Source organism: Mesorhizobium sp. L-8-10 (assembly GCF_016756635.1).
In the GTDB taxonomy this organism is placed as follows: domain Bacteria; phylum Pseudomonadota; class Alphaproteobacteria; order Rhizobiales; family Rhizobiaceae.
The window spans coordinates 8399672-8425545 of sequence record NZ_AP023263.1; the positions used below are offsets into that span (position 1 = coordinate 8399672).

The following is a 25874-nucleotide window of genomic DNA, read 5'->3' on the forward strand; positions in this document are numbered from 1 at the left end:
GCGCCTCAATCCAGCGTACGGCGGAACCGAACCAGCGCCATCGCCGCGAAGATGACGATGAAGAGCATCAGCGCCCAGACCTCTGAGGCGATGGCGTTGAAGTCCGCGCCCTTCAGCATGACGCCGCGGATGATCCGCAGGAAATGGGTGAGGGGGAAAATCTCGCCGAAAACCTGCGCCCAACCCGGCATGCCGCGATAGGGGAACATGAAACCCGACAACAGGATGGACGGCAGGAAGAAGAAGAAGGTGAGCTGCATGGCTTGCATCTGCGTCCTGGCGACCGTCGAGATCGTGTAGCCGAGAAGCACCAGCGACAGGACGAAGATCAGGACAGTAGTGAGCAGCAGCGTCAGCGAGCCGACGAAGGGCACGCCGAACAGCAGCTTGGAAGCGATGAGCACCACCGCCACCTGCACGGCGCCGATCACCAGATAGGGCAGGATCTTGCCCAGCATGATCTCGAACGGGCTCGCCGGCATTGCGAGCAGGTTCTCCATCGTGCCGCGCTCGGTCTCGCGCGTCAGCGCCATGGACGTCATCATCACCATGGTCATCTGCAGGATGACGCCGAGCAGGCCCGGCACGATGTTGTATTGCGAGATGCCTTCCGGATTGTAGCGCCGGTGCACGATCACTTCGAGCGCGTTGGCGGCATCCCTGGCCGTGACCGCTTCGACGCCCTGCTCGCGCAGCAGCGCCTGGGAGGCGACCGTGCCGAGCGTCGAGATCGCTCCGCTCGCCACGGACGGGTCGGTCGCGTCGGCCTCGATCAGGATCTGCGGATGCTCGTTGCGCTCCACCCTGCGGTCGAAATCGGCCGGGATGGTCACCACGAAGGAGACATCTCCCCTGGCGATCAGTTCCTCGGCCTCGGCCTCGCTCGCCACGATATGATCGAAGCGGTAGTAGCCGGTCATCTGCAGCGACGAGACCATGGCGCGCGTGAAGCGGTCGTTGCTGGTCGCCACCAGGGCGGCCGGCAGGCTCTTCGGGTCGTTGTTGATGGCGAAGCCGAACAGCACGAGCTGCATCAGCGGCACGCCCAGCATCATGGCGAAGGTGATGCGGTCGCGCCGCATCTGGATGAACTCCTTCAGCAGCAGCGCGCCGAGACGGGCAAAGGAGAAGATGGAGTGGAAACCCTTCCGTTTCATGCCATGTTGTCCCTGGACGCGCCCATGAACTGGATGAAGACGTCCTCGAGGCTCGTTTCACCAGGCAGCACCGTGGTGCCCGCACGCTTTACGATCGGCTTCAGCGTGGCCTTCAGCGCCTTGCGGTCCGAGCCGACCACATGCAGCGTCGAGCCGAAAGGCGCCACTTGCTCGACGCCGGGCTTGCCCTGCAGCGCCGCCTGCACCTCGTCGAGGTGCGGTCCCTCGATGACGAAGGTCGACAGGCCGGAGTTGCGGATCACCTCGTCGACGGTTCCGGTCGCCAGCATGCGACCGTAGGAGATATAACTGATCCGGTGGCAGCGCTCCGCCTCATCCATGTAGTGCGTGGACACCAGCACCGTGAGGCCGTCGCGTGCAAGGCGATGGATCTCGTCCCAGAATTCGCGACGCGCCTTGGGATCGACACCGGCTGTCGGCTCGTCGAGAAGGAGCAGGCGCGGCTTGTGCATGATGCAGGCGGCGAGCGCCAGCCGCTGCTTCCACCCTCCGGACAGCGTCCCGGCGAGCTGGTCGCGCCGGGTTGCCAGGCCGAGGTCCTCCAACGTCCGATCGACATGCTCCGCGACCGGCTTCAACTGGTAGAGCCGGGCGACGAATTCGAGGTTCTCTGCGATCGTCAGGTCTTCGTAGAAGGAGAATTTCTGCGTCATGTAGCCGACTTCGCGCTTGATGCGCAGCGGCTCTGCCTTCAGATCATAGCCGAGCACCGTTCCATAGCCCTCGTCTGGCGTCAGCAGTCCGCACATGATGCGGATGGTGGTCGTCTTGCCGGACCCGTTAGGCCCCAGGAACCCCACGATCTCACCCTCGGCGACGGTCATCGACGCGTGATCGACAACGGTCTTGGTGCCGAAGCGCTTGACGAGATTGTGGACGTCGATGGCATTCATGGCGCTGCGCCTTCGGCTCGCGAGCGAATGGAGAACGAGCGAATAGCGAGTAGCGAGTAGCGAACAGCGGCCGGTACTCCGGGCATGTCGTGCGTCAGCTCCATCTCGCTTCCCTATTCGCTACTCGCTATTCGCTAATCTCCACATCAACAATCTGCCCCGGCTGCAGGCTCCTGCCGTCGCCTTCCGGCCGGGCTTCGACCAGATAGACGAGCTTCTGCCGGGCCTGCAGGGAATAGATCACCGGCGGCGTGAATTCGGGGTCGGGCGAGACGTAGCTCACCCGTGCCGTGAGCCCCGGAGGGCAACCGTCGCAATTCACCGTGAGCAGTTTGCCCACCTCGACCTTCGAGAAGGCCGCCTCGGGAATGTAGACGCGCAGCTTCACCGCTCCGTCGGGCAGCATCGACGCCACAGGCGCCGCAGGGCCCGCAATGTCGCCCGGATTGCGGATGACATCATCGATCCGCCCGGCGGCTGGCGCCGTGATCGAGCGCTGGCTGAGTTTCCAGCGCGCCGTATCGAGCTCGGCGCGGGCCTGTTTCACCGCGCTCTCGGCCGCCTTTATCGCCTCCGGCCGTGCCGGCAGCTTTGCCACGGCAAGATTGGCCTTGGCCTGGCCTATGGCCGCTTCGGCGACCTCCGCCTGGGTTCTGGCCTCGTCGAGCTGCGCTTGCGCGGCAATCCCGCGCTTGAACAGATCGGCCGCGCGCGCCAGCACCCGCTTGGCCTCGTTGGACTGCGCGACGGCCGAGGCAAGCGTCGCCTCGAGCACGGCGATCTCGTCCGGCCGGCGACCGATCTGCAGATCCGCCAGTTGCGCCTCGGCCTGGGCGAGCGCCGCCTCGGCACGCGCCACGGCGATCGTCGCGTCGTCCGATTCAAGCGCTGCAATCGGCGCCCCGGCCTCGACCCGCTCGCCGCGCTTGACCGAAACCTCGCGCACCTGCGCCACGTCGATCGGAGCCAGCAGCACATAGTCGCCCTCGACATAGCCGACGGCGAGCGGCGCCGGGTTGCAGGCTGAAAACAGCATGGCGACATAGGGGATCGAACACAGCACGCTCATCGCCCCGGTTCCTTCCTCGCGGCCAGTATCGCCGCGAGATTGCCCTTGACCGCCGAGGTCACTTCCCTCACCTCCTGGGAGCCGAACTCCTTCCAACCCATGCGGCGCAGCACCGCCTCCCGTCCGATCCGGAAGTAGATGACCTGCCCGATCATGGTGAAGACCGCGATCTTGGTGGCCTCGCTCTCGGCGTCTTCGCCGGTCGCTTCCGCCCACAGTCCGCAGAGGCGCCTGTGCAAGGGTTCGAACACCCCGTCATAGATCGTGTCGAGCGCCGCGGTGGGGTGGGCGAGCTCGCGCAGGACGAACTGGACGATCTCTCCCGCCGCCGGCTGCGCGACCACGAAAGCCACCATGCGTTCGATCGCCGCGTTCAGCTGTGCGACCGCGGCCGCTTTTCCGATCGGCCCTTCCGTGCCGGGCGACAGGGCCTGACTGGCGATCGACCGGATGGTCTCGACGATGAAGGCGGCGCAGGCGGCGCGCAGCCCCTCCTTGCCACCGAAATGATAGGCGATCGAACCGATATTCGCGTTGGCCGCCGACGCAATGTCGCGCGTCGACGTGCCGTCGAAACCCTTTGCGCCGAACAGCCTCAGTGCGGCATGCACAAGCGCCCGGCGCGTCTGCTCCGCGGAGGTGGCGGGAACCGGATCCATGGCAAACCTTCTTCTAAATTCGGCTTGCACAAGTTTAATCAAACGATTGATTAAAGTCAAGGCCGTTGCAAGATCCTGCCCGGCACGCTTTATTCGGCGTCATGGCCAAGGAAATCGAACGGAAGTTTCTGGTGAGGGACGATGCCTGGCGTGACGGCGTCGGGAAAGTGGTGCGAATCCGCCAGTTCTATCTCGACGCCTCGGCGGATCGTTCCGTTCGCGTGCGTATCCGCGACGGGGCCTCAGCGATGCTGACCCTCAAGTTCGGCGATCACGGCCGCGAGCGCGACGAATTCGAATATGCTATCCCGATCGAGGACGCCGAGGAGATGCTGGCCTTCGCGGTCGGGCACGTGATCGAAAAGACGCGCCACCACGTGGTGCATCGGGATCGGATCTATGAGGTGGACGTCTTTGCCGGCGACCTGGCTGGCCTCGTGCTTGCGGAACTGGAGACGCCGGAAGCCGTCGCCGATCGCGACCTCCCGCCCTGGCTCGGACGCGAAGTGACCGGCGAGCCTCCCTATTACAATGCCTGGATGGCCGTGAACGGACGCCCGCTAATCGCGTGAGCTTCCCTCGCCATGCGGCGGCCCGCGATAAGATGAAGGCCGCCACGATACCGCGACGGCCCCCAAACCGTTAGTTTCCGCCTCGTTGCTAGACCGCGATCTTGCCGCCTCCCTTGCGGGTGATGGCGACAACGGCCGGCCGAACCGGCATGTCGTCCTTGAAGTCGGGCCAGCGGGTCGACAGGTCCTCGTAGTAGGAGGGCCGGCCGAATTTCTCCCAGTCTTCACCGCCGTCGCCCGGATGCTGGACCGCCACGAAAGCGGTCTCGTCGTCTGATGTGAACAGCGGGCCGCAGAGTTCGGCGCCGACGGGCACGCGGAAGAACAGCTTGGAAGTGGCGCGTGCCGCTCCTTCGGTGTCCACTGCCCACAAGCCATCGGTGCGCCCGGTCGCCTTGGGACTATTGCCGTCGGTCGAGACCCAGAGCCGGCCGGCGGCATCCACCGCGCAATTGTCGGGCATGCCGAACCAGCCATTGGGCGAGGTGCCGGTCGAGAAGGTCGCCCCGACTTCGGCGACGGCGGGATCGCCGCATTTCAGCAGCACTTCCCACTTGCCCTTGGCGGCCGTGAAGTCGCCGCCCTCCTCGGCCAGCTCGATGATGTGGCCGAAGGCGTTCTTGGCGCGCGGATTGGCGGCATCGACCTGCTCGTCCTTGCGCTTGGTGTTGTTGGTCAGCATCACATAGACCTTGCCGTTGACGCCGTTGGGCTGCACGTCTTCGGGACGGTCCATCTTGGTGGCGCCGAGCAGATCCGCCGCGCGGCGGGTCTCGATCAGCACGTCGGCCTGGCTGTCGAACCCGTTCTCGGCCGTCAGCGGGCCCTGGCCGTGGACCAGCGGCATCCATTCGAAGCTGCCGTCCTCGGAGAACCTGGCGACAAAAAGCGTGCCCTCGTCGAGCAGCGTCATGTTGGCGGCGCGGTCCGACGGATTGTAGGTGCCGGCCGTCACGAATTTGTAGACATAGTCGAAGCGCTCGTCATCGCCGAGATAGAAGACGACGCGTCCGTCCTTGGCGACGATCGACTCGGCCCCCTCGTGCTTGAAGCGGCCGAGCGCGGTGCGCTTCTTCGGCGCCGACGTCGGATCCTCGACGTCGACCTCGACGATCCAGCCGAAACGGTTCGGCTCGTTCGGCTCCTTCGAGATGTCGTAGCGGTCGTAGAACTGGCCCCAGGAATAGGCGCCCTCGGGAATCCCGAGGCGTTCGTAGTTGGCGGCCTCTGCATGGCCGGCCGGCAGTTCGCCGATGAAGTAGCCGTGGAAATTCTCCTCGGCCATGATGTAGGTGCCCCAGGGGGTCACGCCGCCGGCGCAGTTGTTGACGGTGCCGATCACCCTGGTGCCGGTCTGGTCGGCGTTGGTCTTCACCCTGTCATGGCCGGCGACGGGGCCGGTGAGCTCCATCTCGGTGGCAGCGGTGATGCGCCGGTTGAGCTTGCCGTCGCGTACGACCTGCCACTTGCCGTCCACCTTGCGGATCTCGACGATGGTGCCACCATGGGCGGCCATCTCGATGTCGACGCGCTTCTGGTCGGCGTCGGCGACCTTCACCTTGCCTTCGGCGATCGTGACGATGCCGGGGAACATCAGGTGCTCGTTGGTGTATTCGTGGTTGACCACCAGCAGGCCGTGCGTCGCCGAGCCATCGATCGGAATGAAGCCGACATAGTCATTGTTGTAGCCGAACTGCTTGGCCTGGGCTTCGGCGGTCTGGTTCTTCGGATCGAACTCCGGCGCGTCCGCCAGCACCGCATCGCCCCAGCGCAGAAGCACGTCCGCGTCATAGCCTTCGGCAACGTGGTGGTTTTCGTCGATGCCGGCCTCGACTTCGGCGAAGGTGAAGGCCGAGCCGCCTTCGGCGCGGGCATTGTCGGCGGTGATCAGGGCGATCGGCGACACGGTCGCGGCGATCGCCGAGACGGCGAGCGAGCCTTTCAGCAGCGCGCGACGCGAGAACCGCGTGGCGATGATCTCGCCCATGGTCGGGTTCGCCGTGGGATTGTGGCCGGGACCGTCATTCTCTTCCAGCAGGCTGGTGCGGAATTCGTGCGGATGCTTGCTCATTTGCCTCGACCTCTCCGATGTCTGGGTAGAAGCGCCCGGCGGGCGTTTCGGGGTCGGCATAAAGGCGGGCATTGACAGTTTGATGACGGAAAAGCGGAGCGCGGAAGCCCTGCGGAAACACGATCGCGTCATCGCCTACCAACGTCGCCTTCCGGAATAATTTCGCCGGCGATGTCACACACGGCCACCCTATCTCGTCGGGAGGATATGGAGGTATCGAGCCATGCGTCTTCTTTTTGTCCTTCTCAGCGTCTACCACGGCCTCAACGGCCTGTTCATGCTGGCCATGCCGGAGGCCTGGTATGCGGCCGTTCCCGGCGTCGTCGACACCGGGCCGGCCAACGCCCACTTCATCCGCGACATCGGTCTCGGTTTCCTTGCCTCGGCCGCGGCACTCTGGCTCGCGGCCAAGACCGGTGGCACCGCCGTGCTTGTTCCGGCGCTGGTCTTCCTCGGCGGTCACGCCGGCCTGCATCTCGTCGAGATGATCACCCACGGCACGACGCCGGCGGCGGCACTTCGCGACACGCTCGTCATCCTGGTACCCGGCTTCCTGCCGTTCTGCGCGCTACTCGGACGCGCCGGCGCCACGCCTGCCGGGAGGGCCGCGTGATGCTCGCCGCCCTGCTCAAGCGCCAGTTCGCGCAATTCGAAAATCGTTACGGATACGACACGGCCTATATGCGCGAGCTCGCCGATATCGACGCCGTTGGCGCCTTGAAGCTCGGCCTCGCCAACGGCTTCACGCGCCATCGCTTCGGCCTGCCGGCCAACGTCTATTTTGCCGCCAAGCTGACCGGTACGAAGTGGGCGGACTGCGGATCGTGCCTGCGGCTTGTCGTGGATATGGCAGTCGAGGCCGGTGTGGCCCGAGCCGACGTCGCGGATCTCCTCACAGGCTCGCCCGGTGCACCGCCCGACATGAAGCTGGCAGCGCGCTACGCGGCGGCAATCATCGCCAACGATCCCGAACTTGCCGAAATCGCCGCCGAATGCGAGCGGCGCTGGGGCAGACAGGGCATCGCCGGGCTTGCGGCAGCGACGGTTTCCGGTCTCTTCTATCCGCTCTTCAAGCGCGGCATGGGCTATGGCAACGCCTGCGAGCCGGTCGTCGCCGCGCTTCGCGCCGAAACAGCGGCATTGGAGAAGGCGGGTGCAGGATCCTGACGAGGCCGGTATGCAAGACGAAAGGCTGGCCGCCTATCTCGGCCAGCGCAAGCGCCTGCTGCGGCTCGCCTACCGCTATCTCGGCTCGGTCAGCGAGGCAGAGGACATCGTGCAGGACGCGTGGCTGCGCTTCGCCGCATCTGCCGATCCCGTCGATTCCGGGCGCTACCTCTCGCGGATCGTCACCAATCTTTGCCTCGACCGGCAGAAGTCGGCGCAGAAACGGCGCGAGACCTATGTCGGTCCCTGGCTGCCGGAACCGCTGGTCGAAGCCGCCGGCAGCATCGACGAACATGCCGGCGACGTCGCGCTCGACATCTCCTTCGCCGTGATGCGGGCGCTTGAGCGGCTGTCGCCGCTGGAGCGGGCGGCGCTTTTCCTGCACGATCTCTACGAGTTGTCCTTCGACGAGATCGCCGAGACGCTTCAGCGCTCGCCGGCCGCCTGCCGGCAGATGGCGTCACGCGCCCGCAAGATGCTGAGGAGCGGCGGCCCGCGCTTCCAGGCCAGGCAGCAGGACGTCGACAGCTTCGTCGCCGGCTTCGCCCGCACCGCCGAGACCGGCGATCTCGGCCCCTTGAAGCAACTGCTCGCGCGCGACGTCGAGTTCGTTTCGGACGGCGGCGGCAGAGCGCGTTCGGCGCTCAACGTCGTTACCGGACAGGACAAGGTGGCGCGACTGCTCTTCGGCCTCTACCACAAGCTCTATGATCCGAGCGCGGTCGGCATGCGCGCCGCTTCGATCAACGGCGCGCCCGGCCTGCTGATCGATATCGGCGGGAAGCTCGACCAGACGGTCGGGCTCGCGATCGACGAGAACGGACTGATCGCGGCGATCTATGTCGTGCGCAATCCCGACAAGCTCGCGGCCGTTCACTTGCCGGCAGAGGGCTGAACCGCCCGGCCGGCCAGCCCGGCCAGGCGGACCGTCCCGGCAGGGAGCGCGGCGATGGTCAAAGCGATCATCATGGCGGCAAACAGCCCTGTGAGTGCGAACCTTGCCACGAGGAACCCCATATCCTGGCCAAGGGAGGGATGGATGGCGAGGGCGACGCCGATCGCATAACGCAGGCCAAAGATGCCAAGAAGCAGCAGGAGCGGAACCCAGTCGCCCTTGAGCGCCAACCTGCCGTCGCCACGCCGCTCCGCGGGCCGACGTCGGCCGAGCACAAGGCCGGCCACGCTCCCGCCCGCCGCGCCGACGGCAAAGGCGGCCAGACCCGCAAGCGAAAGGCCTGGCGAGAACAGTTCCTGGAGCGCGAGGCCGGCGGCCACAGCGGGCATCACGAGCGGTCGCCAGGGCGCGACCACACGGTCCCTGGTCGCCTCCCAGCCGGCATAAAGAACATAGAGAAGCAGCGGCCAGACCCAGAGCGGCGTGAGGGTGACGATGCCGACAACGGTCGGTCCTTGATGGCTCGCCGCTACTCCCGAGCCCGCGGCGTCGGCAGAACCTGCCCTTCCGAAGACGACCTCGTTCATGATTCGCCCGGGCGCCAGCGTGAAGGCGCCGGCGACGATGAGAGCGCCGACATAGGTGGTCCGCATGGCTGCGGCATGCGCGACGACGTCGCCGCCGCGAACCTTGCGGACCGCGTAGGCCAGCGACAGGAGCGTGCCGATCGACAAGAGGTGGATCGGGCTCCAGACGCCCCATAGCCGGATCGTATGGATGAAGAAGGAGGACAGCGCCACCACAAGCATCAGCGCCACCCATACGCGGCCGCCGAGCCGGTGCAGCTTGTCGCCCTTGCGGCGGAACAGCACCACCGCGCCGAGCAGGAAGGCCGATATTGCGGCGAAAGCATGGATCTGGATCGCCGGCTGCGCCTCGAGGAGCGGCTGGAGCGTCATCGAATTCTCCCGACATGTTGAAGCGCCCGAGCGCTCGGGCTATCTGCGTCCAGGACCCGGTTGCCGCAGGCCCTTTGTCGGCGGCACCATGACGGGCGGGTGCTTCGGCATCAAAGGCATCTTCGCAAACGGACGGTCGGGTACGTGAAGGACGGGATTCTGCAATTCGCGCTTCGTAGAATGCAGGTTCTGATCGTCGCGCCGCGCTTCTGGGGCGTGATCGTTGCCGTGTCGATCGTGCTCGGCGTCGCCGGCCCGTTCGACACCTATGAACACCTCGCTCTGGCGCCGCGCCTCGCCTATTGGTTCGCCACGGCGCTGGCCACCTTCCTCGCCGGCTATCTGTCCATCGGCCTGCTTTTCCACTTCCTGCTCGGAGATGTCGGGAACCGGCCGGTGAGAATCGCGCTTGCCGGGCTGACGGCCGGGCTCCCGGTGACGGCGATCGTGGTGCTGCTCAACATGGCGATCTTCGACGAGCCCACCACCGCGACCGGCGACATCCTTACCCTCTATGTCAATTGCAGCCTCATCGCTGGCGCCGTCACCGTGCTGTTCGGTCTTATCGACAACGGGCAACCGGCGGCCAGGACGGCCTCCACTCCAGCTGTCTCCTCCCCGACAGTCCCGTTGTCAGAAGAACCATCTCCGGGATCGGCTGTTGCTGCCAAGGCGCGGCCGAAGCTGCTCGACCGGCTGCCGCCGCATCTGCGCGGCGACGTCACCTATCTGTCGATGCAGGATCACTATGTCGACGTGCATACCGAAAAGGGGAGCACGCTGGTGCTCATGCGGCTCGCCGACGCCATCGCGGAACTGGAAGGCGTGCCGGGCCTGCAGATCCACCGCTCGCACTGGGTGGCGCTCGACGCCGTCGCCGGCAGCCTGCGCAGGGACGGCAGGCTTTTCCTCAGGATGAGCGATGAAACGCTTCTGCCGGTCAGCCGCTCCTGGTTCGAAGCGGTTCGGGCCGCCGGACTCGCCTAGCCACCAGTGCGCCGCGCGTCCGGACGCGCAACGGACACTCTATCGCTTTGAATCTGCGCATCGTGCCTTCCGGAAATCGAGCGCGATTTCGGGCCGACTCGCTAGTCTGCCGCCTTGTCGGCAGCCTCGGCCCATGTCACCGATCGATAGTCGAAACCATATTCCAGCGTGGGCTTGACGATGCGGAAATAGGGCGACAGATCGAAATCGCGCGGCGTGTAGAGCGAGTGATGGCGGATATGCAGGATCTCGCTGCGCGAATAGGAGGACTCTGCCGACGCCCGGCCCGGGGCTCGCGTGATCTCCGGCAGGATCGGATAGCGGATCTGCCCATAGGCCTCGGCGATCATCGACGAGCAGATCGCCCGGGTCGGGTCGCCCGAGCCGAAGGCGATCATGCGCCGGCGCCATCGCACAGGCACCGGCGGAGCCGGCATGAAGTAGCGCAGCATGTCGAAAATGTTCTTCAGGTCGTATTTGAGGCCGAGCCGTTCGATCATGAAACGGACGACCTGCTCACGATCCTCGGGCGTCAGCCCGCTGGCGCGGCAGATGCGGGTATTGTAGGTGCGGTATTTGGATAGCGGCACCGCCACGCAGCCCTCGCCGAGATTGACCTCGATCAGCCGCCGCCGCTCCGTGCCGTCGTCCGGATCCGGCAAAGCGTCGCCGACATAGAGAGCCGAATGCGACCAGGTCGACTGCGTGAGGTATTTGATCGCCGCCGAGATCCGCTGGTTGCCTTCGATCAGCAGGATGTCGCCGGGCTCGAGCGTGCGCCTCAATGTCTCGGGATCGGACGGCGTGTAGGGCTCGTAGCCTGAGGATTCCTGCACCAGCCGCCTGGCCAGAAACCGGCCGATCCTGTCGAGAAATGTGTCTGGTTGCATGCCGCCTCCCCGGCCAATATGGGCGCGTACCGGCCGAAGGTGAAGAGGGTAGACCACGGCCTCGGCCGGCGCGGCAGCAAGGGCATCCCGCGGATCCGCACGTCCCCTATTCCCATCCCGGGATTGTTGGAGCATTGTAACGGCCTCCAGAGGCCCGTGGCGGCGATTCACAAAAGGTTCAACTTTGCCGTCGCAGGAAATTATGTCACACGTTAAATATACAACTATAAGGTTGGAGGACCTCAGAAATGGATCTACGATCGGCAGCCCGTTCCGTGACCCGAAGGGTCGGGCGCGGCGGACTTCTGCTCGGCGCGATGCTGGCCGCGACGACGGCTATCGCCTCGGCCGAGGAGGGCAAGACTTTGCGTTTCGCCTTCCAGGGATCGTTGAATGCGCTCGACCCCTATACGCTCAACGAGACATTCACGCTCGGCATGCTCGGCAACGTCTATGAAGGGCTGACGAAGCGCGACAAGGACCTGAAGATCATCCCCGGACTCGCCGAAAGCTGGGAGATGGTCGACCCGCTGCATTGGCGCTTCCATCTTCGCAAGGGCGTGAAATTTGCCAACGGCAACGACTTCACGGCCGACGACGTGGTCTTCTCGGCCGAGCGCGTGCGCGCGGACGGATCCGACCTGAAGACGCGCATCCCGGCCGATTCGGTCTGGAAGAAGATCGATGACCATACGGTCGAGGTCGAGCTGAAGACGCCCAATCCCATCCTGTTCGCCGAGTGGGACACCTGGTACATCATCGACAAGGAGTGGGCGGAGAAGGAAGGCGCGGTCAAGCCGGTTTCGGCCAAGGACACCAATCCGGCGCCTTCGGCCTACATGGCCAATGGCACCGGCCCCTTCACCATCGAATCGCACGAACCCGGCGTCAAGACGGTCTACAAGGTCAACAAGGGCTGGTGGGGCAAGGTCGAACACAATCTCGACGGCGTGGTGTTCACCCCGATCGCGGCCGATGGAACGCGCGTGGCAGCGCTGCTCTCGGGCGACGTGGACCTGATCGAGCCGGTTCCGGTTCAGGACATCGAACGCATCAAGTCCGATCCCAACACCGACGCCCTGACCGGACCGGAACTGCGCGTGATCCATCTCGGCTTCAACCAGTTCCGCGACGAACTGCCGACGTCGGACGTCAAGGGCAAGAACCCGTTCCGCGACGCCAATGTCCGCAAGGCGTTCTATCAGGCGATCGACATCGAGGCGATCAGGAAGCGCGTGATGCGCGATCTTTCGACCCCGGTTCCGCTGTTGATCGCCAGCCAGCTCTTCGAGAAGTCGGGCGACTTCGAGCGCTGGCCCTATGATCCGGAAGCAGCGAAGAAGCTGCTTGCCGATGCCGGCTATCCCGACGGCTTCACCATCGGCATGGACTGCCCGAACGACCGCTATGTCAATGACGAGGCGATCTGCCAGGCCGTGGTCTCGATGCTCGCCAAGGTCGGGGTCAAGGTGAACCTGAACGCCCAGCCCAAGGCCAAGTATTTCGCCAAGGTGCTGGCGCCCGGCGGCTACGACACCGACTTCTTCCTGCTCGGCTGGACGCCCGGCTCGTTCGATTCGTGGAACGTGCTGGTCAGCCTGGCGACCTGCCGCGACGCGACCGGCAAGGGAGGCCCCTTCAATCTCGGCGGCTACTGCAACACGAAGGTCGACGAACTGGCCAAGCAGATCCTCGTCGAAGCCGACCTTGCCAAGCGCAACGATCTGATCAGCCAGGCCTATCGGATCATGGTCGACGAGACGTCGCACATCCCGCTCCATCAGCAATCGCTGGCCTGGGGCAAGCGCAAGAACCTCGACATCGTGCAACGGCCCGACGACCAGGTGCTGTTCTACTGGGCCACGCTGAAGTGACGTTCGGACGGGGTGCGCCGCTCGAGGCGGCGTTTCCTCGATCATATCGGCCGTGACGACAGGTCTCGGGCCGATGCCGGCACACAGGGCCGGCCGGCTGTTCGGATTTCATCCGGGCGGCCGGCTTCAGGCCCGGCAGCCAGAGGTTCGGCATGCTCGCATTCGCAATCAGGCGCCTCATCCAGATGGCCGGCGTGATGCTGGTCGTGGCGCTCATTTCTTTCCTTATGTTCCGGTTCGTGGGCGATCCCGTGAACCAGCTCGTCGGCGTCGACACCACGCTCGAACAGCGCGCCGAATTGCGTGAGCAGCTCGGGCTGAACGATCCGGTGCTGGTCCAGTTCGGCCGTTTCGTCGGCAAGGCGGTGCAATTCGACTTCGGAATCTCCTACCAGATCAAGCAGCCGGTGGCTCAGCTGATCGCAGCCAGGCTGCCGGCCACGCTGGAACTGTCGCTGGTATCGGCGCTGTTCGCGCTGCTTGTCGGCCTGCCGATGGGCGTCTACACCGGGCTCTATCGCGACACGCTGCTGTCGCGGGCGTTCCTCGCCGTAAGCCTCGTCGGCGTATCGCTGCCGACCTTCCTGATCGGCATCCTGTTCATCTACGTCTTCTCAGTGAATTTCGGCTGGCTGCCATCCTTCGGACGCGGCGAGACGGTCTCCCTTGGCGGCTTCTGGACGACCGGCCTGCTCACGCGTTCGGGTCTCGTCTCGCTCATCCTTCCCTCGATCACGCTCGGCATGTTCCAGATGACGCTGATCATGCGGCTGGTGCGCAGCGAGATGCTCGAGGTGCTGCGCACCGACTACATCAAATTCGCCCGCGCGCGCGGCCTCACCCGCCGCGCGATCAATTTCGGCCACGCGCTCAAGAACACGCTGGTGCCCGTCATCACCATCACCGGGCTCCAGCTCGGCTCCATCATCGCCTTCTCGATCGTCACCGAGACCGTCTTCCAATGGCCGGGCATGGGGCTGCTGTTCCTGCAGGCCGTTCAGAATGCCGACATACCGGTCATGGCCGCCTACCTTCTCCTGATCGCCTTCCTCTTCACCGCGATCAATTTCGTCGTCGACATGCTCTATGTGGTCGTCGATCCTCGTATCCGCGTCGGAGGAGCCAAGGCATGACCGATACGATCGGACATCAGCCGGCGCGCGCCGGGCTTGCGCGCCGCATCATCGACAGCGATCTCTTCTATTCCTTCCGGCGCTCGCCATTGACGGTGGCGTCGGCAATCGTAAGCCTCATGCTGATTCTGGCCGCGCTTTTCGCCCCGCTGATCGCGCCGCAGAATCCCTTCGACCCCGCGGCCATCTCGGTCATGGACAGTTTCTACCCGCCTGCCTGGTCGGCGGACGGCCAGCCCGGCTTCCTGCTCGGTACCGACGACCAGGGCCGCGACGTGCTGTCGACCATCCTCTATGGCATGCGCATCTCGCTGGCCGTCGGTTTCGCCAGCGTCATCTTCGCCATGGTGCTCGGCGTCAGCCTCGGCCTTATCGCCGGCTATGCCGGCGGCATGACAGACACGATCATCATGCGCATCGCCGACGTGCAGCTCACTTTTCCGGCGCTCCTGACGGCGCTGCTGATCGACGGCATGGCGCGCGCGCTCGCCGGTCCGCAGGCCTATCAGGACATCGTCTTCACCGTGCTGGTCCTGGCGATCGGCTTGAGCTTCTGGGTCCAGTACGCCCGCACGGTGCGCGGCTCCGTGCTTGTCGAAGCCAATAAGGAATATGTGCTGGCGGCCCGGCTGATCGGGCTGAGGCCCGTCACCATCATGTTCCGCCACGTACTTCCAAACGTGCTCGGTCCCGTGCTCGTCATCGCCACCATCAACCTCGCCCTGGCGATCATAACGGAAGCCACGCTCTCCTTCCTCGGCGTCGGCGTGCCGCCCACGCAACCCTCGCTCGGCACGCTGATCCGCATCGGCAACGACTTCCTGTTCTCCGGCGAATGGTGGATCACCATGTTCCCCGGCATCACGCTCGCCGTCCTCGCGCTCGCCGTCAACCTGCTCGGCGACTGGCTGCGCGATGCGCTCAATCCGAAACTCAGATGACCCCAACCCTTTCCGTCCAGAATCTTCGTGTCGAGATCCCCACGCGCCGCGGGGTGCTGGTGGCAATCGACGACCTGTCCTTCGACATCGCCCCCGGCGAGGTGCTCGGCATGGTCGGCGAATCCGGCGCCGGCAAATCGATCACAGGCCAGTCGATCATCGGCCTGCTCGATCCGCCGGCGCGGATCGCCGGCGGCGAGATCCGGCTGGGATCCGAGCGTATCGACAATCTCCCGCCACCGGCCATGCGCCGCATCCGCGGCAAGCGCGTCGGCATGATCTTCCAGGATCCGCTGACCAGCCTGAACCCGCTGTACCGGATCGGCGACCAACTGACCGAAACCATCCTGACCCATCAGCGGGTCTCGCCGAAGGCGGCGGCGGAAAAGGCGGAACGGCTGCTCGTCGAGGTCGGCATTCCGGCGGCGGGCGCCAGGCTCTCCGCCTATCCGCATCAGTTCTCCGGCGGCATGCGCCAGCGCGTCGTGATCGCGCTCGCGCTTGCCGCCGACCCCGAACTCATCATCGCGGACGAGCCGACCACCGCGCTTGACGTCTCCGTCCAGGCGCAGATCATCGCCCTCATCAGGCGGCTGTGCAAGGAGCGTGGAACCTCCGTCATGCTGATCACCCACGACATGGGCGTCATCGCCGAGACCGCCGACCGGGTCTGCGTGCTCTATGCCGGCCGGCTCGCCGAACTCGGGGCGGTACGCGACGTCATCAGGCACCCGCAACACCCCTACACGCACGGGCTGATGGCGGCGATTCCCTCGCTCGCCGGCGATCCGGACGAGCGTCTTGCGCAGATTCCCGGCTCAATGCCGCGGCTCGGCGCTATCTCTGCCGGCTGCGCCTTCAATCCGCGCTGCTCGTTCCGTTTCGAGCGATGCCCGGCCGAGCGGCCTGGCATATACGAGGCCGGCCGGAGCCAGGCTTCCTGTTTCCTGCTCGACACGGGCGGACCGGCCGCGCCCGAAAGCGCACTTGCCGCGGCCTCGGCCGCCGGGATCACTGTCCGAGCCCGCCCCGGGGAGGCCAACCGATGAGCGCACGCCTGGATGCAACGCCGCTGTCCGGCCATACCGAAGCCCCGCTGGTCGACATCGAGGGCCTCGCCCGCGTCTTCGACCTGTCGAAGCGCTGGCTGAACCGCATGCTCGACGGCAGTGGCAAGGTAACCCTCACCGCTGTCGACGGCGTCGCGCTTTCCATCCGGCGCGGTGAAACCTACGCACTGGTGGGCGAGTCCGGCTCGGGCAAGTCGACCATCGCCAGGATGGCCGTCGGCCTGCTGCCGCCCAGCGCCGGCACGGTCCGCATCGCCGACGCCGACATATGGGCGGAACGCAGCGCTGCCCGGCAGCGCCGCATCCGCCGACAGATCCAGATGATCTTCCAGGACCCGTTCGCCAGCCTCAATCCGCGCTGGCGCGTGGGCGCCATCGTGGCCGAGCCCATCAAGGCCTTCGGCCTGAAGGCGGATGCGCGGGAGCGGGAACAGCGCGTCGGCGAATTGCTGTCGCTGGTCGGGCTCGACCCGCGCGACGCCGGCAAGTTCCCGCACGAATTCTCCGGCGGCCAGCGCCAGCGCATCGCCATCGCCCGTGCGCTCGCCTCCGAGCCCGACTTCATCGTCTGCGACGAACCGACTTCGGCTCTCGACGTCTCGGTGCAGGCGCAGGTGCTGAACCTGCTGCGCGACCTCCAGCAGAGCCTCGGTCTCACCTATCTCTTCATCAGCCACAATCTCGCCGTCGTCCGGCACATGGCGAGCCGCGTCGGGGTGCTCTATCTCGGCCGTCTCGTCGAGGAAGCTCCGGCGGCAATGCTGTTCGCTCAGCCGAAGCACCCCTATACGCGCATGCTGCTCGACGCCGTACCCGATATCAGCATGGAGACGGTCGAGCGCGAACCCATCGCCGGCGAGATCCCCAATCCGATCAAGCCGCCCCGCGGCTGCCATTTCCATCCGCGCTGCCCGCACGTCATGGAGCGTTGTCGAACCGAGACGCCGCCTGTCTACAATGCCGAAGGCACCGCGGTGCGTTGCCATCTCTACGCCCCGGAAGCCAAGGGTTAGGCCGAAATCAGACGGGATGCGCTCCCGTCGGCCTCCATCAATCGATTACGATCTTTCGATTGCATTTTTTCGCAATCGAATTTATGCGATTTTCAGTTCCGCAATTTTTTCGCCTCACCGCAGCTTTCATCAACCCTCATGCACGGGGCAATCTGGAGACGACCATGACCGGCAAGCCGGACGTCACGGGCTTTTTCGACAAGCGCACATACTCCATCCAATATGTCGTCAGCGATCCCGCGACCAGGAAATGCGCCGTTATCGATCCTGTCCTCGACTTCGACGAGAAATCCGGTTCGACCGCGACCCGCAACGCCGACGCGATCCTCGACTACATCCGGAAGCAGGATCTCGAAGTCGAATGGATCCTCGACACGCATCCTCATGCCGACCACTTCTCGGCCGCCCGCTATCTCAAGCAGAAAACCGGCGCACCAACGGCGATCGGGAAGAAGGTGACGGAGGTCCAGCAACTCTGGAAGGCGATCTACAACCGGCCGGACTTTCCCGCCGACGGCTCGCAATGGGACAGGCTCTTCGCCGAGGGACAAACCTTCTCGGTAGGCTCCATCCCGGCGAAGGTGCTGTTCTCGCCCGGACACACGCTGGCGTCGATTACATATGTGATCGGCGACGCGGCCTTCATCCACGATACGCTCTTCATGCCCGACAGCGGCACCGCGCGCGCCGATTTCCCGGGCGGGAGTGCGGCCCGCCTGTGGCGGTCCATCCAGGAGATTCTCGCGCTGCCCGACGAGACGCGTCTCTTCACCGGCCACGATTACCAGCCCAACGGACGCGGCCCGCTGTGGGAATCGACCGTTGCCGAGCAGAAGGCGACCAACATCCATGTTGCGAAATGCAGGACCGAAGCGGAGTACGTCGCGATCCGCGAGGCGCGCGACAAGACGCTGCCCATGCCAAAGCTCATCCTGCACGCGTTGCAGGTGAACATGAATGGCGGCCTTCTGCCCGAGCCCGAGGCGAACGGCAAGCGCTATCTCAAATTCCCGCTCGACGCGCTCGATGGCGCAGCCTGGGAATGAGGCGGTGAAAAGCCACCTCCGCGCCGGAACGGCCGACATGCTCGACTATGCAGCCGAGGCGGCCGAATTCCTGAAGAAACTCGCCAATCCGAACCGGCTGATGATCGTCTGCACGCTCGTCGAGGGCGAACGTTCCGTGCGCGACCTCGAGGAAACGCTCGGTATCCGCCAGCCGGGGCTTTCCCAGCAGATCGCGGAGTTGCGCGAGGCCGGCTTCATCGTCGGACGCAAGGAATCGAAATCGGTCTTCTACCGCTTGGCCGACGGTCGCGTCGCCGAATTCGTCGCCCTGATGCACCGCCTGTTCTGCGAGGCGCCGGAGCAAGCCGATCCTGATATCCACGGCACTGGATGCTGACGCATCCCCCCGGTGGATGCTCATGCATCCGCCTGACCGCAATCGCCTGCGCGGCCGCCCGGCTTCGCGCCAAAGGGCCTGGGCCACGCGGTCGCGCTCGCCAACGGCCGATCCCATCGGCCGTCGTTACGACACCATCCTTCGACACATCGAAAGACCCCAATGACCGAATTTACTCCTTTCGCGTCGCTCGCCGGCGGCACGCTGATCGGCCTGTCGGCCGTGCTCCTGATGCTTTGGGAAGGCCGTATCGCCGGCATCAGCGGCATCGCGGGCCGGCTGCTGCCGCCCTATCGTGACGGCGCCTTCCTCTCGCGCGCCGGCTTCGTTGCCGGCCTCGTCGCCGCGCCCCTGGGGATCGCGACGCTCGCGGGCGGCGGGATCACGCAGACGGTCTCCTCCAACCTCCCCTTGATGGTCGTCGCCGGCCTGCTCGTCGGCTTCGGCTCGGTCTACGGCAACGGTTGTACCAGCGGCCATGGGGTATGCGGTCTTTCGCGGCTCTCCATGAGTTCGCTGGTCGCCACAGCGGTCTTCATGATCGTCGCTTTCGTCACCGTATTCATCGTCCGTCATGTGATCTGAGGCGCCTTGATGTCCTTCCCCGTCAATTTCGGACTTGGCCTGCTCTTCGGCATCGGGCTCGTCGTTTCGGGCATGTCCGACCCTGCGAAGGTCCTCAATTTCCTCGACCTGTTCGGAAACTGGGATCCCTCGCTGGCCCTTGTCATGGCCGCGGCCGTCATCGTGACCTTCCTGGGCTACCGGCTGGTGCTACGGCGCGGTCGGCCGATCGCCGGCAAGACATTCCATCTGCCTGATCGCAACGGCATCGACGGCCGAGTGCTGGCCGGGCCGGCCATCTTCGGCATCGGCTGGGGGCTTGGCGGCTTCTGCCCCGGGCCGGCAATCACGGCACTCGGCCTCGGTGCGACAGGCACGCTCGCCTTCGTTCCCGCGATGTTGGTCGGCATGCTCGCTGCGCGGCTGCTCATCGAAACACGCCCGGCCCGGGCGACCTGACCGGCGACGGCATCACCTTCGGTGCCGCCGTCCGGATCGCGACGCTCACCAGCAAGCAGCCGCTCACGGCCGGCGAATTCGTCGTGATCTGAAGTCGCATCCGGGCCGAACGGAGCGATCTCGGCTCCGGTCGGCCCATCATTCAGTGCAGCCGGAACAGCCGACGCCGCTTCGGTTGTCACTGTCTCAGCCGATCGCCTGCGCGGCTTCGTCCCTGATCTGCTGCAACGCTCCCGAAATGGTGGCCTTGTAGCGGACGAGCGGCGGGCGCACGCCATGTGTCATCAGCATACGCCTGAGCTCGGGCGAGGCACCCGTGATGAACAGCCTGACACCGGCGCGCCGGGCCTTGTGCGCGGCGCCCTCGATGACATTGGCCGCCGTGGAATCGAGGAACGGAACGGCCGCGCAGTCGAGGATGAAGTTCCGGCGGTGATCGGCGATCCGGTCGAGAACGGTGCCGACCGCCGAAGCAGCGCCGAAGAAGAAGGCCCCGCTGATCCGGTAGACCACCGTGTCCGGATCGGCGGCGACGCCCGGATCATAGGCGGCACGCCCGCCATTGCTGCTGTCGGCCATGTCCTCCATGACCAGCGGCGCCGCATGGGTCTCGACCGCGATGGTCGTCGCCATGCGGTGGATGAACAACACGGAACCTAGCAGGAAACCGACGACGATGCCTTCCGTGAGGTCGCGGAAGACGACGAGTCCGAAGGTGACGAGCAGTACCACCGCGTCGCCCCAGGACGAGCGCAGAAGGGCAGCGAAAGCGGACTTCTCGACCATGTTCCAGGAGACAATGGCCAGCACACCGGCCAGCGCGGCGAGCGGGATATAGCTGGCGAGCGGCGCCGCCACCAGCATGAACAAAAGCAGGAAGAGCGCATGCAGCATGCCCGAGACCGGGCCATGCGCGCCGGCGCGCACATTCGTGGCCGTCCGCGCAATCGTGCCGGTGACACAGATGCCGCCGAACAGCGCCGAGCCGATATCGGCGTGCGAGCAGACGCTGCATGGAAGGGGATGAGACACCGCCGGCCGAGGAAACCGCGGAGCCACTCCGAACGGTCGGCCGATCACCGGCTTCTTGTTCCCGGCTCGGGCGCAGGTGCTCCGACCGGTGGAAGGAAGCTATTTGCCCAGGGCGGGCCCGAGCGTGATAAGGCAGACGGCGACGATGGCCAGGACGATGCCGCTCGACTGGATCATGCTCAGCCGCTCGCCGAAATAGGCGAGCGCGATGGCGTTCACGGCGACCAGTTGGATCACCGCCGAGAGGCTGAAAGCCGAAGCCATTCCGAACTCGCGGACGAGGCGCAGCATGATCAGGTTGCCGGCGGAATAGAGCGCGAGGGTGACGAGCAGCTTGCCGATGCCCGGCTGCAACGCCCACGACTTCGCTACGGTCGCCGCAACCAGGAAGACCACGGTCGAAACACCGAGTTGCAGCATGCCGGACAAGGTCAAGTCGGTCTCCCCGAAGATCCCGGCCACTGCTTTCGACGGTGGCCCGGCCAACTTCTCGGAGAAACGCCTTTCACCGTCAAGATGTCGGAGTGGTGCGTATGATGGTCCAGCCCGCAGGGCGACGCGCATTGGGCATTTTTCAGCGCCGCCTGCGTCGATGAAGGTCAGGTCCGAGACGTCCCGAGGATTGCGTCGACGCCGAGCCGACCGCCGCCGAAAACGACGAGGGCAAGGGCCATTGCCGCCCATGGCAGATGGAAGTTCGCCCAGCCGTCGGGAATGGTGCTCTGGATCACGGCGGTCATCACAAGCAATCCAAATGCGGCGAATCGGGTGAAAAGGCCGATGACCAGAAGCACCGGGAGGACGATCTCGGCAATGCCCGCGGCCGTCGCCATGGCGATCGGGAACGGATAAGCGAACGCGTGGCCGAAGACGTGCAGCCTGAACTCTTCCATGAACAGGAACTTCGCTCCGTCGGAGAGTTGCAGGAACCCATCCCACTTGGTCAGGCCCGACTTGAAGAAGGGCACCGCCAAGGCGACGCGCAGCGCCAGCAACGGCAGGGATGCCGGAATGGCCGCGAGCAGACGCTCGGCGCGAGCTGCCCAGCCGGACACCCCCGATACGATCTCAAACGGCTTCGTTTCGCTCGTCATGAAGGCATTCCTCTGTCCTGCTGGATTCCGCTGAAAGCGCCGAGTCCGACAAGGCCGAGGAGAGCGGATCCGAAATCGAATTGCTCGTCCGCGCCGGACGCTTCCTCAGCCGCTTCGCCGAGCGCCGCACCGCCGAGAAGCGCCGCGGCGAACAGGACATCGCTCGGCGGCAGCACATGCACGACGACCGCCATGTCGGGCCGCACGACCAGAACGGCTTCGGGTCTCCAGTCCGCGGGCCGCACGACCGTGGGCTTCTGATGCGCGGCCCAGATCGAACCGATTGGGTGCTGCGAGCGGATAAGGCACGCCGACGGATGTGGAACGAGCCTCGAAGCCGGCAGCATCTCCGGTCGGATGGACGCCAGTTCGGCAGCGGCCAGGGGAGCCGCGTCTGCAGCGTGATAGGCCCGGCTCCACGCTGCTTCGATCTGCGCGACGTCGGGCAGATAGGCTAGTCCCCGCGCCGGTTCGAACGACCGAGCAAAGTCCGGAAAGTCGTCTCCATGGCGAAACATGAGCGGCGACGAAGGCATGTGGCCCTGCAGATAGGCACGCGCCATTCCGGCGAAGAAATCCTTGCCGACCAGACGTTCCGTCACGGGAAACCGCTGCGCCAGCGCGCGCGTCAGACCGGCATGGACATTGTTGCGATAGACGGCAAAGCGTACGGCGTCGATGTCGCCGCGGAACGTCATGACGGTATCCGGGACCGGCCTCTCGGGGTCGAGCAAAGCTTCGGCGAAAGAGCGAAGACTGTCGGACGACATGGCTCAAGCCGCCGGGCGATGGTCACGACGGGCCAGGTCATCGGCCAGCATCAGGTCGACGCGGCGAGCTTCGGCATGCAGCGTCGGAAAGTCGGGGACATCGTTGTCCCATTCGATGAGCGTCGGCAGCGCACCGCTGCGCGAGAGCACATGGCGGTAGAGCGCGATCACGTCGCTGCTGACGGCAGTGCCGTGGGCGTCGATCAGCAGGCGATCGCCGATGCCGTCGACTGTTTCCTCGTAGCCGGCGAGATGGATCTCGCCCACATGCCGGATCGGGAAGCGGTCGACATAGGCGACCGCGTCCAGCCGGTGGTTCACCGACGACACCATCACATTGTTGACGTCGAGCAACAGCCCGCATCCGGTGCGCTGGGCGACCTGCCCGAGAAAGTCGACCTCTTCGATCGTGCTTTCCCTGAACAGCACATAGGTCGATGGATTTTCGAGGAACAGCCGGCGCCCGAGCGCCTCTTGGGTCTCGTCCACATGGTCGACCACGCGAGCAAGGGTCTCGGCCGTGTAGGGTAGCGGCAGGAGATCGTTGAGGAAGCCGGTATCGTGTGTCGACCAGGCGAGATGCTCCGAGAAACTGCACGGCTCGTAGCGGTCGATCAGGCCCCGCAGCCGCTTCAGGTGCTCACGGTCGAGCGGGCCTTCGGCGCCGATCGACAGACCGACCCCGTGAAGGGACAAGGGATAAAGTTCCGCGACCGCATCGAGAAAGCGAAGCGGCGGCCCGCCGGCCCCCATGTAATTCTCGGCATGGACCTCGAAGAATCCGACATCCGGCCGGTCTTCGAGGACATCGGCATAGTGCTCCGGCTTGAGGCCGAGCCCAGCGCGGCGCGGCAGCGCAACGGCTGTGGTCGATGCGGTCATCGCTTTCCTCCCGAAACGGGCAGAGCATCGCAATCCGATGCGCGAACAACAGGCGGAACGGCAGCGTCGTTTCGATCGGCGCAACCGCTGGCGCGGGAGGCGCGGTCGCCCGAGCCTCCCGCTCGGCGTCAGCTCTCCATGGGCTCCAGCGACCCCTTGTGGCCATCGACCTCCATCGTCGTGCATGTTCCGGCCGGAACGGCTTTCCAGGCATTGGCCTGATAGTCCTTGGTCGACGTGCCCGCGCAAGTCGTGCCGGCGCCGGCGGCGCAGTCGTTCTGGCCCTTGAGCGCGATGCCGTAGCATTTCTCCTTGCCGACCATCTCGGAGGCGGGAAGCGGTGCGGCAAAGGTTGCCGAAGCGAATGCCGAGGTCAAAGAGCCGGCAAGGGCGAGCGCAAGCGTCGAACGGTTCATGGAACATCTCCTCTTGATGGTTTTCGCGCACCGGGATCGGCCGCGCATCTGCCTTTCGAAGGGGGCAGCCCGTCCGTTACCCGGCAGCGCGGACACAAGTTCGTGATCGACAGCCGATCGCCCTTGGAGGATATTCGCGCAGCCGCGTAACAAACCCGGCCTCGATGCGTAGTGGGGAGGAAGCATTGGTGACCGGCAAGGACGAGGCCGAACTCGCCAGGCTTCTGCGTAGAGCAATCGCAGGAGATGAAAGAGCCTATGCCGAATTTCTGGAACGGACCGCCTTGCTCGTGCGCGGCTTCGTTCGCCGGAAGATCGTGCAGGGCGGGGTCGATCCCGAGGACGTCGTGCAGGATACGCTGCTCGCAATTCACCTGAAACGCCATACCTGGATGGCCGATGCCGCGGTCTTGCCCTGGGTCTACACGATCGCTCGCCACAAGCTGATCGATGCGTTCCGCCGCCGCGGCCGTCACCTTACGGTCGATCTCGACGACGTCGCCGAAACGATTGCCCAGCCCGAACGAGAAGGGGCGAGCGACCGCGACATCGACCGGGCCCTGGGCACGCTGTCTCCGGGCCAGCGGGCGGTCGTCTCGGCGATCTCGGTGGAGGGCCAGTCGATCGCCGAGACGGCGCGCAGGCTCGGCATGAGCGAGGTCGCCATTCGGGTCGCGCTGCATCGCGGGCTTGCCGCGATAGCGCGAAAGTTCGGACGTGAATGAGATGAAGACCGACGATCTCATCAAGGCGCTGAGCGCCGATATCCGGCCGGTCATGCCGATTGGCCGTGCCTGGTGGATCGCCGCCGCCCTCGGCGCAGCGGTCGCAGCGGTGGTCTTCTTCATCGTGCTCGGTCCTCGCACCGACATCGCAGCCGCCGTCCAGACCGTTCGCTTCCCGTTCAAGTTCGTCGTGACGACGCTGCTCGCAGTGACCGCCTTCGGGTCGGTGCGGGCCTTGTCGCGGCCCGCGCCCGGACTGCGCGCCTGGTCCTGGCTTCTGATGGCGCCGGCTCTGCTCGGCCTCGCAGTCGTCGCCGAGATCCTGGCCGTCCCAGCCGATCAACTGGCCACACGGTTGGTCGGCACCAATCTGGCAGTGTGCCTCACCTTCATTCCTCTGATCGGGATCGGCCCGCTCGCCATCTTCCTCACGGCGCTTCGCCATGGGGCGCCGACACGACCGGTGCTTGCCGGCGCCGTCGCGGGCCTCGCTGCCGGCGGGCTCGCCGCGACGTTCTACGCCGCCCACTGCACGGACGACTCGCCATTGTTCGTCGCGACCTGGTACACGATCGCGGTCGCAATGCTCGCTTTGCTCGGCGCCGTGCTCGCGCCGCGCGTGGCGCGATGGTGAGACGTCAGAACAGCATCCACACGCCGAGGCAGACGGCCGCCACGATGGTCAGCAGCGTGATCGCCTCGGCCCAGCCGCCTTCACGAAGCGGCGGCTCGATGTTGCAGGCGGCCTTGGCGCTGGTCTCAAACCTCGCCGAAACCGGCCTTGCGCATTGCTCCGGCAGGATCGGTACTGGAACGCGCGGCCGTTCCGGGCCGGTCTCGGCGACGGACGGCAAGCCTGGACGGACAGGTCGAATGGACGGGCCCGGCGAACGCCGCGCGGCGCGGCCGGCGACGGCTTCGGCGCGAAAGGTCCTTGCAGCGGAAACCGGACCGACGATCGGCAAGGCGAGTCCTCGTGGCACAGGTCATCGAGCAGCCGAGTCCAAAGCATGTCTCCCGAAAGTGTGCCGCGGATTCGGGATAAAGACATGCGCAAGATCAGGTATCTACAGCGTGTCGCGTGAATTCTTTTTCACGCGACACGCTGTAGCAGCCCGACATTGCGCGAGGCTTGCCGCTTCGACCAAGCGAAAACT

Annotated in this window: 29 protein-coding genes and 1 pseudogene; 16 read left to right on the forward strand and 14 right to left on the reverse strand. The window is 65.4% G+C overall.

Annotated elements, in window-relative coordinates:
* Positions 1-5: 5 nt before the first annotated feature.
* The 4 genes from JN280_RS38860 to JN280_RS38875 all read right to left on the reverse strand — a co-directional run bounded on the left by JN280_RS38860 (position 6) and on the right by JN280_RS38875 (position 3799).
* Complete coding sequence (locus tag JN280_RS38860) at positions 6-1157, reverse strand: ABC transporter permease (protein ID WP_202309459.1); 1152 nt, start codon at positions 1155-1157, stop codon at positions 6-8.
* Positions 1154-2071 (reverse strand): ABC transporter ATP-binding protein, encoded by a 918-nt coding sequence (locus JN280_RS38865; RefSeq protein ID WP_202309460.1) that lies wholly within the window; start codon positions 2069-2071, stop codon positions 1154-1156. The genes JN280_RS38860 and JN280_RS38865 overlap by 4 nt, the downstream gene beginning before the upstream one ends.
* A 127-nt stretch (positions 2072-2198) precedes the next feature.
* Positions 2199-3140, reverse strand: a complete 942-nt coding sequence (locus JN280_RS38870) for an HlyD family secretion protein (protein ID WP_202309461.1) — start codon at positions 3138-3140, stop codon at positions 2199-2201.
* Positions 3137-3799, reverse strand: a complete 663-nt coding sequence (locus tag JN280_RS38875; protein WP_202309462.1) for a CerR family C-terminal domain-containing protein — start codon at positions 3797-3799, stop codon at positions 3137-3139. Before JN280_RS38875 ends, JN280_RS38870 begins: the two co-directional genes overlap by 4 nt.
* A gap of 101 nt (positions 3800-3900) precedes the next feature.
* On the opposite strand from JN280_RS38875, the gene JN280_RS38880 reads away from it, so the two are divergent.
* Complete coding sequence (locus tag JN280_RS38880) at positions 3901-4371, forward strand: CYTH domain-containing protein (RefSeq protein WP_202309463.1); 471 nt, start codon at positions 3901-3903, stop codon at positions 4369-4371.
* Between the two features lie 88 nt (positions 4372-4459).
* Here JN280_RS38880 and JN280_RS38885 read toward each other — a convergent pair whose 3' ends face one another.
* Complete coding sequence (locus tag JN280_RS38885; RefSeq protein WP_202309464.1) at positions 4460-6442, reverse strand: PhoX family protein; 1983 nt, start codon at positions 6440-6442, stop codon at positions 4460-4462.
* 223 nt (positions 6443-6665) lie between these two features.
* On the opposite strand from JN280_RS38885, the gene JN280_RS38890 reads away from it, so the two are divergent.
* From JN280_RS38890 to sigJ, 3 genes are read left to right on the forward strand one after another with little or no spacing between them, the layout of a single operon-like run.
* Positions 6666-7055: a hypothetical protein gene (locus JN280_RS38890; protein WP_202309465.1), complete on the forward strand. Its 390-nt coding sequence runs from the start codon at positions 6666-6668 to the stop codon at positions 7053-7055.
* On the forward strand, positions 7052-7609 hold the full coding sequence (locus tag JN280_RS38895) for a hypothetical protein (protein WP_202309466.1): 558 nt from the start codon (positions 7052-7054) through the stop codon (positions 7607-7609). The genes JN280_RS38890 and JN280_RS38895 overlap by 4 nt, the downstream gene beginning before the upstream one ends.
* Positions 7596-8504 carry an RNA polymerase sigma factor SigJ gene (sigJ, locus tag JN280_RS38900; protein ID WP_244742728.1) on the forward strand — a complete coding sequence of 303 codons (909 nt, stop codon included), beginning with the start codon at positions 7596-7598 and terminating at the stop codon, positions 8502-8504. Before JN280_RS38895 ends, sigJ begins: the two co-directional genes overlap by 14 nt.
* Here sigJ and JN280_RS38905 read toward each other — a convergent pair.
* Entirely contained in the window at positions 8483-9463 is a 981-nt protein-coding gene (locus tag JN280_RS38905) for a DUF6622 family protein (protein WP_202309467.1), read from the reverse strand. The two genes, sigJ and JN280_RS38905, sit on opposite strands and share 22 nt — an antisense overlap.
* Before the next feature lie 180 nt (positions 9464-9643).
* Between JN280_RS38905 and JN280_RS38910 the strand changes: the two genes are divergently transcribed.
* On the forward strand, positions 9644-10450 hold the full coding sequence (locus JN280_RS38910; protein WP_202309468.1) for a LytTR family DNA-binding domain-containing protein: 807 nt from the start codon (positions 9644-9646) through the stop codon (positions 10448-10450).
* Positions 10451-10551: 101 nt separating this feature from the next.
* Here the strand turns inward: JN280_RS38910 and JN280_RS38915 are convergent, their stop codons facing one another.
* Positions 10552-11340 carry a YiiX/YebB-like N1pC/P60 family cysteine hydrolase gene (locus JN280_RS38915; RefSeq protein ID WP_202309469.1) on the reverse strand — a complete coding sequence of 263 codons (789 nt, stop codon included), beginning with the start codon at positions 11338-11340 and terminating at the stop codon, positions 10552-10554.
* Between the two features lie 248 nt (positions 11341-11588).
* On the opposite strand from JN280_RS38915, the gene JN280_RS38920 reads away from it, so the two are divergent.
* From JN280_RS38920 to JN280_RS38960, 9 genes are all read left to right on the forward strand, one after another.
* Positions 11589-13214, forward strand: a complete 1626-nt coding sequence (locus JN280_RS38920) for an ABC transporter substrate-binding protein (RefSeq protein ID WP_446720805.1) — start codon at positions 11589-11591, stop codon at positions 13212-13214.
* 152 nt (positions 13215-13366) lie between these two features.
* Complete coding sequence (locus JN280_RS38925) at positions 13367-14347, forward strand: ABC transporter permease (protein WP_202309470.1); 981 nt, start codon at positions 13367-13369, stop codon at positions 14345-14347.
* Positions 14344-15288, forward strand: a complete 945-nt coding sequence (locus JN280_RS38930) for an ABC transporter permease (protein WP_202309471.1) — start codon at positions 14344-14346, stop codon at positions 15286-15288. The genes JN280_RS38925 and JN280_RS38930 overlap by 4 nt, the downstream gene beginning before the upstream one ends.
* Entirely contained in the window at positions 15285-16337 is a 1053-nt protein-coding gene (locus tag JN280_RS38935; RefSeq protein ID WP_202309472.1) for an ABC transporter ATP-binding protein, read from the forward strand. The genes JN280_RS38930 and JN280_RS38935 overlap by 4 nt, the downstream gene beginning before the upstream one ends.
* Positions 16334-17371 carry an ABC transporter ATP-binding protein gene (locus JN280_RS38940; protein WP_202309473.1) on the forward strand — a complete coding sequence of 346 codons (1038 nt, stop codon included), beginning with the start codon at positions 16334-16336 and terminating at the stop codon, positions 17369-17371. The genes JN280_RS38935 and JN280_RS38940 overlap by 4 nt, the downstream gene beginning before the upstream one ends.
* A 164-nt stretch (positions 17372-17535) precedes the next feature.
* Positions 17536-18417 (forward strand): MBL fold metallo-hydrolase, encoded by an 882-nt coding sequence (locus JN280_RS38945; protein ID WP_202309474.1) that lies wholly within the window; start codon positions 17536-17538, stop codon positions 18415-18417.
* Between the two features lie 37 nt (positions 18418-18454).
* Positions 18455-18775, forward strand: a complete 321-nt coding sequence (locus JN280_RS38950) for an ArsR/SmtB family transcription factor (RefSeq protein WP_244743710.1) — start codon at positions 18455-18457, stop codon at positions 18773-18775.
* A 162-nt stretch (positions 18776-18937) separates the two neighbouring features.
* The gene (locus JN280_RS38955; protein WP_202309476.1) at positions 18938-19360 is read left to right on the forward strand and encodes a YeeE/YedE family protein; all 423 of its coding nucleotides are present in this window, start codon (positions 18938-18940) and stop codon (positions 19358-19360) included.
* A gap of 9 nt (positions 19361-19369) precedes the next feature.
* Positions 19370-19798, forward strand: coding sequence for a DUF6691 family protein (locus JN280_RS38960; RefSeq protein ID WP_202309477.1), 429 nt, complete (start codon positions 19370-19372; stop codon positions 19796-19798).
* Between the two features lie 186 nt (positions 19799-19984).
* On the opposite strand, the pseudogene JN280_RS38965 reads toward JN280_RS38960, so the two are convergent.
* The 6 genes and pseudogenes from JN280_RS38965 to JN280_RS38990 all read right to left on the reverse strand — a co-directional run.
* A pseudogene (locus JN280_RS38965) lies at positions 19985-20794 on the reverse strand (SulP family inorganic anion transporter); the annotation flags it as partial.
* A 135-nt stretch (positions 20795-20929) separates the two neighbouring features.
* Positions 20930-21265 (reverse strand): hypothetical protein, encoded by a 336-nt coding sequence (locus tag JN280_RS38970; RefSeq protein ID WP_202309479.1) that lies wholly within the window; start codon positions 21263-21265, stop codon positions 20930-20932.
* Between the two features lie 164 nt (positions 21266-21429).
* On the reverse strand, positions 21430-21924 hold the full coding sequence (locus tag JN280_RS38975) for a DoxX family protein (protein ID WP_202309480.1): 495 nt from the start codon (positions 21922-21924) through the stop codon (positions 21430-21432).
* A complete protein-coding gene (locus JN280_RS38980; protein ID WP_202309481.1) occupies positions 21921-22694 on the reverse strand; it encodes an HvfC/BufC N-terminal domain-containing protein in 774 nt (257 codons plus the stop codon). Before JN280_RS38980 ends, JN280_RS38975 begins: the two co-directional genes overlap by 4 nt.
* Positions 22695-22697: 3 nt before the next feature.
* Positions 22698-23576 (reverse strand): MNIO family bufferin maturase, encoded by an 879-nt coding sequence (gene bufB / locus JN280_RS38985; RefSeq protein WP_202309482.1) that lies wholly within the window; start codon positions 23574-23576, stop codon positions 22698-22700.
* A gap of 128 nt (positions 23577-23704) precedes the next feature.
* On the reverse strand, positions 23705-23992 hold the full coding sequence (locus tag JN280_RS38990) for a BufA1 family periplasmic bufferin-type metallophore (RefSeq protein ID WP_202309483.1): 288 nt from the start codon (positions 23990-23992) through the stop codon (positions 23705-23707).
* A gap of 188 nt (positions 23993-24180) precedes the next feature.
* Here JN280_RS38990 and JN280_RS38995 point away from each other — a divergent pair, with 188 nt between their 5' ends.
* Positions 24181-24717, forward strand: coding sequence for a sigma-70 family RNA polymerase sigma factor (locus JN280_RS38995; protein ID WP_202309484.1), 537 nt, complete (start codon positions 24181-24183; stop codon positions 24715-24717).
* A 1-nt stretch (position 24718) separates the two neighbouring features.
* Positions 24719-25351 carry an NrsF family protein gene (locus JN280_RS39000; protein WP_202315335.1) on the forward strand — a complete coding sequence of 211 codons (633 nt, stop codon included), beginning with the start codon at positions 24719-24721 and terminating at the stop codon, positions 25349-25351.
* A 4-nt stretch (positions 25352-25355) separates the two neighbouring features.
* Here JN280_RS39000 and JN280_RS39005 read toward each other — a convergent pair whose 3' ends face one another.
* Entirely contained in the window at positions 25356-25682 is a 327-nt protein-coding gene (locus JN280_RS39005; protein ID WP_202309485.1) for a hypothetical protein, read from the reverse strand.
* Positions 25683-25874: the final 192 nt, after the last annotated feature.